Source organism: Burkholderia sp. Bp8998, assembly GCF_003854235.1.
Lineage (GTDB): Bacteria > Pseudomonadota > Gammaproteobacteria > Burkholderiales > Burkholderiaceae > Burkholderia.
The window spans coordinates 18,805-31,808 of record NZ_QTQF01000014.1 but is presented as its reverse complement, the minus strand read 5'-3'; the positions used below and the strand labels follow the sequence as shown (position 1 = coordinate 31,808).

General features: G+C 67.9%; 8 protein-coding genes. 2 read left to right on the top strand and 6 right to left on the bottom strand.

The features are described from left to right. Positions 1-45: 45 nt before the first annotated feature. Positions 46-597 (top strand): peroxiredoxin, encoded by a 552-nt coding sequence (locus DIE06_RS15785; RefSeq protein WP_124662224.1) that lies wholly within the window; start codon positions 46-48, stop codon positions 595-597. A 91-nt stretch (positions 598-688) separates the two neighbouring features. Here the strand turns inward: DIE06_RS15785 and DIE06_RS15780 are convergent, their stop codons facing one another. Continuing rightward, the gene (locus tag DIE06_RS15780; RefSeq protein ID WP_124662223.1) at positions 689-1,318 is read right to left on the bottom strand and encodes an NAD(P)H-binding protein; all 630 of its coding nucleotides are present in this window, start codon (positions 1,316-1,318) and stop codon (positions 689-691) included. Between the two features lie 254 nt (positions 1,319-1,572). Here DIE06_RS15780 and DIE06_RS15775 point away from each other — a divergent pair, with 254 nt between their 5' ends. Continuing rightward, positions 1,573-3,105: an NYN domain-containing protein gene (locus DIE06_RS15775; protein ID WP_124662222.1), complete on the top strand. Its 1,533-nt coding sequence runs from the start codon at positions 1,573-1,575 to the stop codon at positions 3,103-3,105. Positions 3,106-3,189: 84 nt separating this feature from the next. On the opposite strand, the gene DIE06_RS15770 is transcribed toward DIE06_RS15775, so the two are convergent. The 5 genes from DIE06_RS15770 to DIE06_RS15750 form a co-directional block, all read right to left on the bottom strand. After that, positions 3,190-3,573: a VOC family protein gene (locus DIE06_RS15770; protein ID WP_409364506.1), complete on the bottom strand. Its 384-nt coding sequence runs from the start codon at positions 3,571-3,573 to the stop codon at positions 3,190-3,192. A 115-nt stretch (positions 3,574-3,688) separates the two neighbouring features. Next, complete coding sequence (locus tag DIE06_RS15765) at positions 3,689-6,997, bottom strand: efflux RND transporter permease subunit (protein ID WP_124662220.1); 3,309 nt, start codon at positions 6,995-6,997, stop codon at positions 3,689-3,691. Between the two features lie 3 nt (positions 6,998-7,000). Continuing rightward, on the bottom strand, positions 7,001-10,120 hold the full coding sequence (locus DIE06_RS15760; protein ID WP_124662219.1) for an MdtB/MuxB family multidrug efflux RND transporter permease subunit: 3,120 nt from the start codon (positions 10,118-10,120) through the stop codon (positions 7,001-7,003). Positions 10,121-10,135: 15 nt separating this feature from the next. Then, positions 10,136-11,503 carry an MdtA/MuxA family multidrug efflux RND transporter periplasmic adaptor subunit gene (locus DIE06_RS15755; RefSeq protein WP_124662218.1) on the bottom strand — a complete coding sequence of 456 codons (1,368 nt, stop codon included), beginning with the start codon at positions 11,501-11,503 and terminating at the stop codon, positions 10,136-10,138. A 246-nt stretch (positions 11,504-11,749) separates the two neighbouring features. Then, the gene (locus DIE06_RS15750; RefSeq protein WP_124662217.1) at positions 11,750-12,574 is read right to left on the bottom strand and encodes an IclR family transcriptional regulator; all 825 of its coding nucleotides are present in this window, start codon (positions 12,572-12,574) and stop codon (positions 11,750-11,752) included. Positions 12,575-13,004: the final 430 nt, after the last annotated feature.

Genomic DNA, 13,004 nt, shown 5'->3' with positions numbered 1-13,004 from the left:
GTGTGGCCTACATCGAGGCTGACTTTATAAGAAATGAGGACGCAGATGAAGCGAAAACTATTGGTGGGCGCCGTGGCGGCGCTGCTGGTGGCCGGCCACGCGCTGGTCGCGCAGGCGGAACTGAAGCCGGGCGACACGGCGCCCGGCTTTACGACGCCGGCGTCGCTGGGCGGCAAGACTTACACGTACTCGCTGGCCGATGCGCTGAAGCACGGGCCGGTCGTGCTGTACTTCTACCCGGCCGCGTTCACGAAGGGGTGCACCATCGAGGCGCATGCGTTCGCGGATGCGGTCGATCGTTACAAGGCTTACGGCGCGACGGTGATCGGGGTCTCCGCCGACAACATCGACACGCTGACGAAGTTCTCCGTGAGCGAGTGCCGCAGCAAGTTCCCGGTCGCGGCCGATCCGGACGCGAAGATCATCCGCGAATACGACGCGAAGCTGCCCGCGCTCGATCGCGCGAACCGCGTGTCCTACGTGATTTCGCCGGAAGGGAAGGTGTTGTACGAATATACGAGCCTGTCGCCTGACAAGCATGTCGAGAACACGCTCGGCGCGGTGAAGGCGTGGGCCGACGCGCATCCGAAGCCGTAAGCCCGCAGGCAGTCTGCGCGCGGTAAAGCGGCCCGCATCGCGGGCCGGGTGCGCGACGCAACGCGCCGCCCCGCGGCGGCGCGGGCGTGTGTTACGCGCGCAATGCCTGCTCGATCGGCACGCTGCCGCCGACGAAGCCGATGACCTTGCGCGAAATGCCGAGCTTGATCGCCTCGATCGCGGCCCACGCGACATCCTGCCGCGACACCGGCGGCGCCGCGGCGAGCGGCTCCTCGGTCAGCGCGATCTTGCCGACGCCCGGGCCGTCCCCGAGCGGGCCGGGGCGCAGGATCACGTAGTCGATGCCCGACGCGATCACGCGCTCGTCGCCTTCGCGCTTCATCTGCGAATAGTGGCGCAGCGCGTCGCCGCTGCGCTCCGGCCAGTACGCGGTCAGCGAACTGATCACGACCAGCTTCTGCACGTTGTACGCGAGCGCGTGTTCGGCCGCGCGCGCGACCGCGTCGCGGTCGATCTGCTCCTCTTCGGCGGCGCCTTCCGATTCCGCCGAGCCCGCCGCGTAGATCACGTGTGTGATGCCCTGGAACGCGTGCGAGAAATCGCCCGTCAGATCGGCTTCCACGACCTTCGCGCCCGGCAGCGCGTAGCCGTGCCGGCGCACCAGCGCAGTCACCTCGAATTCCGGCTGCTCGAGCAGCAGATCCGCGCAGGCCCGGCCCGTGCGGCCGCTCGCGCCAATCAGCAATACCTTCGTCGTCATGAAACCGCTCCTTGCTCGATGCGTCATCCTTCCAGATAGGGACGGACGACCGATACTCAAGTGTATGTCGAATTGGGGCGGCGGCGCGCGGGCAATTGGGGCTATACCGCACCGACATGGCCGGCACGGCGCCCCGTCGTCCGCGCGGTCGCGCGCATGGAACACGGAATCGGCCCGCCGACCGGCTATCATGTGCGCGATGCATTTTTCGCCGCGACGCAATGCAACGCGGCGACCAACCGGTTGGAGTACACATGGCATTACCCCTGGACAACGTCAGCATGGCCGTGTTCTGCGACTTCGAGAACGTCGCGCTCGGCGTGCGCGACGCGAAGTACGAGAAATTCGACATCAAGCCCGTGCTGGAGCGGCTGCTGCTGAAGGGCAGCATCGTCGTGAAGAAGGCGTATTGCGACTGGGAGCGCTACAAGGGCTTCAAGGCATCGATGCACGAGGCGAGCTTCGAGCTGATCGAGATTCCGCACGTGCGCCAGTCGGGCAAGAATTCGGCCGACATCCGGCTCGTCGTGGACGCGCTCGATCTCTGCTACACGAAGTCGCACGTCGATACGTTCGTGATCATCAGCGGCGACTCGGATTTCTCGCCGCTCGTGTCGAAGCTGCGCGAGAACGCGAAGAAGGTGATCGGGGTCGGCGTGAAGAAGTCGACGTCGGACCTGCTGGTCGCGAACTGCGACGAATTCATTTTCTACGACGATCTGGTGCGCGAGCAGCAGCGCGCGCTGGCGAAGCGCGAACAGCAGCGCACCGGCAACGGCGGTGCGAAGCGCGCCGACGAGCCGTCGCGCAAGCCGGAGCTGGAAGTGCGCCGCAGCGAGGCGATCGCGCTCGCGGTCGAGACGTTCGATGCGCTGGCATCGGAGCGCGACGATGTCGGCAAGATCTGGGCGTCGGTGCTCAAGAGCGCGATCAAGCGCCGCAAGCCGGACTTCAACGAGTCGTATTACGGCTTCCGTGCGTTCGGCAACCTGCTCGACGAAGCGCAGGCCCGCGGCCTGCTCGAGGTGGGGCGCGACGACAAGTCGGGCGCGTTCGTGTCGCGGCCGCGCCAGTCCGCGGCGACGGAGCCGGTGGTGCCGGCACGTGATGCCGGTGGCGCGCAGCACGGGCATGGCGGGCGTCACGCGGAAGCTGCAACGGCCGAGCGCGAGCCGCGGCGTCGCGGGCAGCGGGCGGAAGCGGCCGTGCCGGAAAGCGTGCAGGCCGATGTTGAAGAGGCGGCCGTCGACGTCACGAACGAAGCAGCGAGCGTGCAGGCGGTCTCGGCCGAAGCGGCCGATGCGGCCGGGACGCACGGTGACGCAAAGGACGGCCGCAAGCGCGCGCGCAAGAGCCCGGCGAAGAAGGCCGGCGCGAAGAAGGGCGGTGAGGCGAAGGGCGCCGGCCGTCACGCGGCGGCGAAGCCGGACGAGGCTGCGCACGGCGGTGCGAAGCACGATGGCGACAAGCACGCGGACGGCAAGCATGCCGAAGGCAAGCACGCAGCAGGAAGGCATGCCGAAGCGACGCATCGCGACGCGGAGCACGGTGAGGACCGGCATGTCGCGGCGCAGCACGCGGCGCCGACGGCCGGCGAATACGGTGTCTCGGCGGCTGCCGCGCAGCCGTCGCACGAAGGAGCATCGGCCGCACCGGCTGCCGAATCGACCGGTGAAGCGGCTATCGAAGTTGCTGTTGAAGCGGCAACCGGCGCCAAGCCGAAGAAGCCGGCCCGCAAGACGGCGACCCGCGCGCGTCGTCCGCGCAAGACGGCCGCCGCCGAGTAACGGCGTCTGGGCGGGGTGGCGTCCGACCGAGGGCGCCGCCCGTGACGCCGCGTCGGCCGGTGCAACGCCGGCCGGCGCGCTCCGCTATCCGTTCAGCACGTACGGCCGCGTCATCACTTCGAGGAAGTGACCGTCCGGATCGTCGAAATAGACGCCGCGCCCGCCGTCGTGGCGGTAGATGTCGCCGGGGTGCCGCTTCGCGGGATCGGCCCAGTGCGGCAGTCCGCGCTCGCGAATGCGCGCGAACACGCGATCGAAGCCGGCCTCGTCGGTCAGGAACGCGTAGTGCTGGGCCGTGATCTCTCCCTGCTTTTCGTAGAAATCGAGCGACACGCCGTTGTCGAGCGGGACGACCAGCATCGCGCCGAACGGCGTCGGCGCCGGCAGTTCCAGAAGCTCGGTGAGGAAGCGGCTCGACGCGTGCTTGTCGCGGCACCAGACGATCGTATGGTTCAGCTGGACGTTCATGGCGAATCCCCGGAAAGGGGCGCGAGGGTGGGCATGGACACACGATAGCCGATCGCCGCCGGCGTGCAAGCAGGTCGAGCGGCCGCCCGATGCGGCCGCTTGCCCCGTGATCCGCCTACTCGCCGGCCACCGCCGGTCCGCCCGAATCGCCGTGGCGGTTGCGGCGCTTCTCGCCCCACACGCGGAACCGGTCCATGTACAGATAGACGACCGGCGTCGTATAGAGCGTCAGCACCTGCGACATGACCAGCCCGCCGGCGATCGCGATCCCGAGCGGCGCGCGCAGCTCGGCGCCGTCGCCGTGGCCGAACGCGAGCGGCAGCGCGCCAAGGAGCGCCGCCATCGTGGTCATCATGATCGGCCGGAAGCGCAGCAGGCACGCCTCGTGGATCGCGTCGAACGACGACTTGCGGCCGCTGCGCGTCTGGTCGATCGCGAAGTCGATCATCATGATCGCGTTCTTCTTGACGATACCGATCAGCAGGATCACGCCGATCAGCGCGATGATGCTGAACTCGGTCTTGAACAGCAGCAGCGCGAGCAGGGCGCCGACGCCGGCCGACGGCAGCGTCGACAGGATCGTGATCGGGTGGATGTAGCTCTCGTACAGGATCCCGAGCACGATGTAGACGGCCAGCAGCGCCGCGAGGATCAGGATCGGCTGGTTGTTCAGCGATTGCTGGAACGCCTGCGCGGTGCCCTGGAAGCTGCCGACGATCGTCGGCGGCACGCCGATCTGCGCCATCGTCTGGTAGATCACCTGGGTCGCCTGCGACAGCGACACGCCCGGCGGCAGGTTGAACGAGATCGTCGTCGCGACGAACAGCCCCTGGTGGTTGACCGACAGCGGCGTCGTGCTCGGGCCGAAGGTCGCGATCGCGGACAGCGGGATCATCGTCGACTTCGACGTCGACACGGCCGCGCCCGACGACGCGCTCGACTTGCCGCTCGACGCGATCGAGTTCAGCGCCTGGTTGCGCGCGGAATCGGACGCGATCGCCGCGGCGCTGGTGGCGGCCGTGCCGGCGCTCGACGTGCCGGCCGAGGTCGCGACGAAGGTGCCGGCCGCCGCGTTGGTCGTCTGCGAGCCGTTCGCGCTGCCGCCCGACTTGCTGATCCACACCTGGTTCAGCATCTCCGGGCTCTGCCAGTATTTCGGCGCGACTTCCATCACGACGTGGTACTGGTTCAGCGGGTTGTAGATCGTCGAGACCTGGCGCTGGCCGAACGCGTCGTACAGCGTGTTGTCGATCTGCGCGGGCTTGATGCCGAGCCGCGCGGCGGTCGCGCGGTCGATCGTCACCATCGCCTCGAGGCCGCCTTGCTGCTGGTCGGAGTTCACGTCGGTCAGCTCGGTGCGCTTCTGCAGCGCCTCGGTCAGCAGCGGCCCCCACTTGTACAGTTCGGCGCTTGAATCGCCGAGCAGCGTGAACTGGTACTGCGCGTTGCTCTGCCGGCCGCCGACGCGGATGTCCTGCGCGGCCTGCAGGAAGGTGCGCGCGCCTGAAACGTCGGCCAGCGGCCTGCGCAGCTGCTGGATCACCTGGTCGGCCGACAGCTTGCGCTCGGTGCGGTCCTTCAGCGTGACGAACATGAAGCCCGAGTTGGTCTGCGTGCCGCCGGTGAAGCCCGCGACGCTCTTCACGTTCGGGTTGGCCTGCACGATCCGCATCATCTCGGAGAACTTCAGCTTCATCGCCTGGAACGAGGTCGACTGGTCGGCCTGGATGCCGCCGATCATCAGCCCCGTGTCCTGCTGCGGGAAGAAGCCCTTCGGCACGACGATGTACAGGTAGATGTTCAGCCCGATCGTCGCGAACAGGATCAGCAGGACCAGCAGCGGGCGGCGCAGCGCCCACGACAGCGAGCGCTCGTAGCCGCGCTGCATCCGCGTGAAGAAGCGCTCGAGGAACCGGCCGAGGCGGCCTTCCTCCTGCACGTCGTGCGATTCGCGCAGCAGCCGCGCGCACATCATCGGCGTGACGGTGAGCGACACCGCGAGCGACACGCCGATCGCGAGCGACAGCGTCAGCGCGAATTCGCGGAACAGGCGCCCGACGATCCCGCCCATCAGCAGGATCGGCAGGAACACCGCGACGAGCGAGATGCTCATCGACAGCACGGTGAAGCCGACCTCGCGCGCGCCGTCGAACGCGGCCTGCAGCCGGGGCTTGCCGTTCTCGATGTGGCGCGTGATGTTCTCGAGCACGACGATCGCATCGTCGACGACGAAGCCGGTCGCGACGATCAGCGCCATCAGCGACAGGTTGTCGATCGAGAAGCCGAGCAGGTACATCGCGCCGAACGTGCCGATGATCGAGATCGGCACCGCGACGCTCGGAATCAGCGTCGCGCGCCAGTTGCGCAGGAACAGGAACACGACCATCACGACCAGGCTGATCGCGATCAGCAGCGTGTGCTCGGTGTCCTTCAGCGACGCGCGGATCGTCGTCGAACGATCGAGCACGGGTGTCACCGTGATGTCGGCCGGTAGCGACGCGGTGAGCTGCGGCAGCGCCGCGCGCACGCGGTCGATCGTCTCGATGATGTTCGCGCCGGGCGAGCGGTAGAGGATCACGAGCACCGCGCGCTTGCCGTTCGACAAACCGAGGTTGCGCAGGTCCTCGACACCGTCCACGACCTCGGACAGGTCGGACAGCCGCACGGCCGCGCCGTTGCGGTAGGCGACGACCAGGTCGCTGTATTGCGACGCCTGCGAGGCCTGGTCGTTCGTATAGAGCTGGTAGTGCTTCGGGCCGAACTCGATCGCGCCCTTCGGGCTGTTCGCGTTCGCGGACGCGAGCGCGGCCCGCACGTCCTCGAGGCCGATCCCGTAGTGGAACAGCGCATGCGGTTCGAGCTCGACGCGCACGGCCGGGTTCGCGGAACCGCTCACCGACACCTGGCCGATCCCGTCGATCTGCGACAGCGACTGCTGCAGCACCGTCGACGCGGCGTCGTACAGCTTCGCGGGCGACGACGTTTCCGACGTGAGCGACACGATCATGATCGGCGAATCGGCCGGGTTGACCTTGCGGTACGTCGGGTTGCTCTTCAGCGACGCCGGCAGGTCGGCGCGCGCCGCGTTGATCGCGGCCTGCACGTCGCGCGCGGCGCCGTCGATGTCGCGGTTCAGCCCGAACTGCAGGATGATCCGCGCGTTGCCGACCGTGCTGGTCGACGTCATTTCGCTGACGTCGGCGATCGAGCCGAGGTGCCGCTCGAGCGGGCTCGTCACGCTGGTCGCGACCGTCTCGGGGCTCGCGCCGGGCAGCGACGCCTGCACCGAGATGGTCGGGAAGTCGACCTGCGGCAGCGGCGACACCGGCAGCCTGATGAACGCGAACAGGCCCGCGAGCGCGACGCCGAGCGCGAGCAGCGTCGTCGCGACGGGGCGGGTGATGAAGGGGCGCGACAGGTTCATTGCTTACGCGCCCGGGTGCGTGCCGGCATCGGCGCCGGGGCCGTGCCGCTCGAACCAGCCGCGCACGCGGCGCGCGAGGCTGTCGAAGCCGAGGTAGATCACCGGCGTCGTGAACAGCGTCAGCACCTGCGACACGATCAGGCCGCCCGCGATCGCGATCCCGAGCGGCTGGCGCAGCTCGGAGCCCGCGCCGGCGCCGACGATCAGCGGCACCGCGCCGAGCAGCGCGGCGAGCGTCGTCATCAGGATCGGCCTGAAGCGCAGCAGGCACGCCTGGTAGATCGCCTCGCGCGGCGGCTTGCCCTCGACCCGCTCGGCCTCGAGCGCGAAGTCGATCATCATGATCGCGTTCTTCTTCACGATGCCGATCAGCAGCACGATCCCGATGATCCCGATGATGTCGAGGTCGTGGCCGGTGATCATCAGCGCGAGCAGCGCGCCGACGCCGGCCGACGGCAGCGTCGACAGGATCGTGATCGGGTGGATGTAGCTCTCGTACAGCACGCCGAGCACGATGTACATCGTGACGACCGCCGCGAGGATCAGGAACAGCTGGTTCGACAGCGACGCCTGGAACGCGAGCGCCGCACCCTGGAAGCGCGTCTGGAACGAGCCGGGCAGGCCGATGTCCTGCTCGGCGGCGCCGATCGCCTTCACGGCCTCGCCGAGCGATGCGCCCGGTGCGAGGTTGAACGAGATCGTCGTCGACGGGAACTGCGACAGGTGCGCGACGAGCAGCGGCGACGGCCGCTCGTGGAACGACGCGATCGACGACAGCGGCACCTGGCCGCCGCCCGCGGACGGCAGGTAGATGTCGTTCAGCGATTCGGCGTAATGCTGCTCCTTCGGCGCCGACTCGAGGATCACGCGGTACTGGTTCGACTGCGTGAAGATGGTCGACACGATGCGCTGGCCGAACGCGTCGTACAGCGCGTTGTCGACGGTCGCCGGCGTGATGCCGAAGCGCGCGGCGCTCGCGCGGTCGATCTGGATGTAGACCGACTGGCCGTTGCTCTGCAGGTCGGTCGCGACGTCGGCGAGCGACGGCTCCTTCTGCAGCCGCGTGACGAGCTTCGGCACCCAGGTCGCGAACTCGTCCGGGTTCGGGCTCGTCAGAATGAACTGGTACTGCGTCGGGCTCACGGTCGAGTCGATCGTCAGGTCCTGCACCGACTGCATGAACAGCGAGATGCCGGTCACGTTCGCGACGCGCTGCTGCAGGTCGCGGATGATCTGCGCGGCGGTCTCGGTGCGTGCGTCGCGCGCCTTCAGGTTGATCAGCATCCGGCCGCTGTTCAGCGTGATGTTGCTGCCGTCGACGCCGATGAACGACGTGAGGCTCACGACGTTCGGGTCCTTCAGGATCTCGGCGGCGAGCGCCTGCTGGCGTTCGGCCATCGCGCCGTACGAGATCGACTGCGGCGCCTGCGTGATCGCCTGGATCACGCCGGTATCCTGCGCGGGGAAGAAGCCCTTCGGCACGTACACGTAGAGCAGGGCGGTCAGCGCGAGCGTCAGCAGCGCGACGACGAGCGTCGAGCGCTGGCGGTCCAGCACCCATTCGAGCGCGACCGCGTAGCGCGCGATCACCCAGTCGATCGCGCGGTGCACGCGCGCCTCGAAGCGGTGGCTTTCGGGCGGCGGCGAATGGCGCAGCAGCTTCGCGCACATCATCGGCACGAGCGTGAGCGACACGATCGCCGAGATCACGATCGTCACCGCGAGCGTGATCGCGAACTCGTGGAACAGGCGCCCGACCACGTCGCCCATGAACAGCAGCGGGATCAGCACCGCGATCAGCGACACCGTCAGCGAGATGATCGTGAAGCCGATCTGCTTCGAACCCTTCAGCGCGGCCTCGAGCCCGGAATCGCCTTCCTCGACGTAGCGCGCGATGTTCTCGATCATCACGATCGCGTCGTCGACGACGAAGCCGGTCGCGATGGTGAGCGCCATCAGCGACAGGTTGTTCAGCGAGAAGCCGGCCATGTACATCACCGCGAGCGTGCCGATCAGCGACAGCGGCACCGACAGGCTCGGGATGATGGTCGCGTAGATGTTCGCGAGGAACAGGTACATCACCAGCACGACCAGCGCGACCGCGAGCAGCAGTTCGAACTGCACGTCGTGCACGGCGGCGCGGATCATCGTCGTGCGGTCGGTGACGATCTGCACGTCGAGCGCGGCGGGCAGCGTCTCCTGCAGCTTCGGCAGCTGCGCCTTGATCGCGTCGACGGTCGCGATCACGTTCGCGCCCGGCTGGCGCTGCACGTTCAGGATGATCGCGGGCTCCGCATTCACCCACGCGCCGAGCTTGGTGTTCTCCGAGCCGGCGACGACCTTCGCGACGTCGGTCAGCATCACCGGGCGGCCGCTCTTGTACGCGACGACCGCGTCGTTGTACTGGTCGGCGCTCGTCAGCTGGTCGTTCGCGTTGATCGTGTACGCGCGCGTGGGGCCGTCGAAGTTGCCTTTCGGCGTGTTCACGTTCAGGTTCGAGATCGTCGTGCGCAGGTCGTCGAGGTTCATCCCGTACTGCGCGAGCGCGGTGGGGTTCGCCTGGATCCGCACGGCCGGCCGGTTGCCGCCCGACAGGCTGACGAGGCCGACGCCCGCGATCTGCGAGATCTTCATCGCGAGGCGCGTGTCGGTCAGGTCCTGCACCTGCGTGAGCGGTAACGTCTTCGACGTGATGGCGAGCGTCAGCACCGGCGCGTCGGCCGGGTTGACCTTCGCGTAGATCGGCGGGGCGGGGAGGTCGGACGGCAGCAGGTTGCCGGCCGCGTTGATCGCGGCCTGCACTTCCTGTTCGGCGATGTCGAGCGGCAGGTCGAGCGAGAATTGCAGCGTGATCACCGACGCGCCGGCCGAGCTTTGCGACGACATCTGGTTCAGCGACGGCATCTGGCCGAACTGCCGCTCCAGCGGCGCGGTGACCGACGACGTCATCACCTCCGGGCTCGCGCCCGGATAGAAGGTCTGGACCTGGATCGTCGGGTAGTCGACTTCGGGCAGCGCGGCGAGCGGCAGGAAGCGCAGCGCGACGAGACCGGCCAGCATGATCGCCGCCATCAGGAGGGCGGTGCCGACCGGCCGGAGAATGAAGAGGCGGGAGGGATTCATCGAGCGGCCCGCGCGTTACCGGGCCGCGGGGGCCGCTGCCTGCGACGCGCCGTGCTTGTGTCCGCCGCCGTGGGCGGCCGCACCCGACGCGCCGGACGCCGCGCCGGCGCCGTGCACGCCCGACGCGCCTTTCGGCTTGTCGGCCGGGATCGTGATCTTCGCGCCTTCGCGCAGCCGGTCGGAGCCGTCGGTGACCACACGCTCGCCGAGCGCGACGCCGCTGACGATACTGGTGCGCTCGCCGTCGACCGGGCCGATCGTGACCTTGCGCACCGTCACCGTGTTGTCGGGCTTCACGATGTACACGAACTGGCCGATCGAGCCCGTCAGCACGGCGGCCGTCGGCACGATCGTCGCATTGCGCATCACGTCGACGAGCAGCCGCGTGTTCACGAACTGATTCGGGAACAGCAGGCCTTCCTTGTTATCGAAGGTCGCGCGCAGCTTGACCGTGCCGGTGCTCGTGTCGATCTGGTTGTCGAGCGTTGCGAGCGAACCCGTCTCGAGCGGCACGGTGTTGTTGCGGTTGTACGCGGTGACCGACAGCTTCTGGCCCGCGTTCACCTGCTTGACGATCTGCGGCAGGTTGTCTTCCGAGGTCGTGAAGATCACGCTCATCGGCTGCAACTGCGTGATCACGACGATCCCGTTCGTGTCGCCCGCCGTCACGTAGTTGCCGGGGTCGACCTGGCGCAGGCCGACGCGGCCCGACACCGGCGCCGTGATGCGCGCGTAGGTGAGGTTCAGCTTCGCGGAATCGATCGCCGCCTGGTCGGTCTTCACCGTTCCTTCGTATTGCTTGACGAGCGACGCCTGCGTGTCGACCGTCTGCGACGCGATCGAGTCCTGCGACAGCAGCGTCTGGTAGCGCTTAAGGTCGATGCGGGCCGTCGCGAGCAGCGCCGAGTCGCGCGCGTGCGTGCCTTCGGCGTTCTCGAGCGCGACCTGGTACGGGCGCGGGTCGATCTGCGCGAGCAGGTCGCCCTTCTTGACGATCTGGCCTTCCTGGAACGCGACCGACTGCAGGTAGCCCGACAACTGCGTCTTGACCGTCACGCTCGCGAGCGGCGTCACGGTGCCGAGCGCGGACAGCACGATCGGCATCTCGCCCTGCGTCGCGGTCGCGACCGATACCGGTTGCGGAACGTTCGCCATGGCGGCGGGGCCGCCACGGCCGCGATGGCCGCCGCCGGCGCTCGCGCCGGAGGCCGCGCTGCCCGCCGCCGCCGCATCGGCCTGCGAACGGCTCCACGGGTGCCACCACAGCAGGCCGCCGATGACGATGACCGCGAGCGTCCCGATCATCAGCGTGCGGCGCGGGCGGCGCGCGGCGGGGGAGGCGGGGTCCTTCGAAGGGGGCGTGGGCTTGTGTTGGTTGTGCATCGTGTTTTGTCAGGAAGACGGTGCGGCGGGCCGGGCAACGGAAGTGGAGCGGCGCGTGGGCATGCGGTGCCGGGAGGGCCGGCTCGGTCCGGGCCCTTCCGGTCCGCGCGGGAAAAGAGCGGTGCGCACCGCGAATGCGGCGCGACGATGGGCATGATCCTACGTCCCGTCCCCGTTACAGTCCAGTGGACTATCTTTCAACGGGTTACGGTCGTTACAGACCGCGACGGGACGATGACGGTTCGATTACACGGCGCTGCGCCGGGCCGGCGCGCCGCCGATCTCGCGGGTGATTTTCGCGATGCATTCGTGCAGCGCGGGCACCACGTGTTCCTGCAGCCATTCGGGCGGGCACTGACTGGATGCGCCGCCGCAGTTCACCGAGTAGCGCTGGCCCGACGGGCCGACGAAACCGGCCGCGACCGCGTTCAGCCCTTCGCGCCATTCGCCGATCGCGATCGCATGGCCTGCGCGCATTGCATCGTCGAGGCCGGGGTTCAGGCGCGCCGACACGTGCGGCCAGTCGTCGCCGGCCGTCGCGCGCAGCGCGTCGAGCAGCGTGCGGCGCTCGTCGTCCTCCAGCGCCGCGAGATACGCGCGGCCGACCGCGGTGCGCGCGATGTCCATCCGCGAGCCGATCTCGAGGCGCGTGACGAGCACGGCCGAGCGCGGCCGTATCACGTCGATCGCGACCATGTCGAGCCGATCGCGCACCGCGAGGTGCACCGACAGTGACGTGCGCTCGGCGAGTTCGATCATGAACGGCCGCGAGCGCGCGCGGATGTCGAAGTTGCGCAGGAAGCCGTGGCTCAGCTCCAGCACCGACGCGGTCAGCACGAAGCGCTCGCTGTCGGGCAACTGGAACAGGAAGCCGGCGCTGACGAGCGTCGCCGTGATGCGCGACACGGTCGGCTTCGGGATGCCCGTCAATTCGGTCAGCTCGCGGTTGCTGACCGGGGCGTCGGCGGCCGCGATGCGGCGCAGCACGGCGAGGCCGCGCGCGAGCGCGGTGATCTCGTCCGGCGACGATTCGCGGTCTCGGGGCGCGGGAGGCGTTATAGGTGTCGACACGAGGGATTCTCTCTATTTCCGAAACTCGATTTCAATTTTGTTGGTATTGTAGGATGATTGTCAAAATATGCATGTTTCATGGGTGAATCGTGCATTTGATGAGATTTTGCGGGTTCACCCTTGGTTTATTAGGAAAGTGCTCAAATGAGCGTTGCCGGAAAGTGCAGGAACCGGTGCAAATACCGCTTGACTTGTCGGGCGGAAACAGAAAGAATGTCTCACGTTTTCGAAACATCGTTTCAGGAGTTTAACCGGCAACGGTGTTTCGCGCAGTCTCTCAGGTTCTAGCACGGCCCTCGGAATGGCTAGAACTTTTTTAGCGCCACGGTCTCCGTGGCGCTTTTTTTTGCCCGCTATCCGGCGAAGGCACCGTCTGCTGCGATCGAAAGACCACCGTTTCGAGGCAGCCAGGTCCGCGGGTGGGGCGCCG

Coding starts and splice junctions, on each gene's coding strand:
- DIE06_RS15785 (WP_124662224.1), top strand. CDS start 46: ATGAAGCGAAAACTATTGGTGGGCGCCGTGGCGGCGCTGCTGGTGGCC.
- DIE06_RS15780 (WP_124662223.1), bottom strand. CDS start 1,318: ATGACGACGAAGGTATTGCTGATTGGCGCGAGCGGCCGCACGGGCCGG.
- DIE06_RS15775 (WP_124662222.1), top strand. CDS start 1,573: ATGGCATTACCCCTGGACAACGTCAGCATGGCCGTGTTCTGCGACTTC.
- DIE06_RS15770 (WP_409364506.1), bottom strand. CDS start 3,573: ATGAACGTCCAGCTGAACCATACGATCGTCTGGTGCCGCGACAAGCAC.
- DIE06_RS15765 (WP_124662220.1), bottom strand. CDS start 6,997: ATGAACCTGTCGCGCCCCTTCATCACCCGCCCCGTCGCGACGACGCTG.
- DIE06_RS15760 (WP_124662219.1), bottom strand. CDS start 10,120: ATGAATCCCTCCCGCCTCTTCATTCTCCGGCCGGTCGGCACCGCCCTC.
- DIE06_RS15755 (WP_124662218.1), bottom strand. CDS start 11,503: ATGCACAACCAACACAAGCCCACGCCCCCTTCGAAGGACCCCGCCTCC.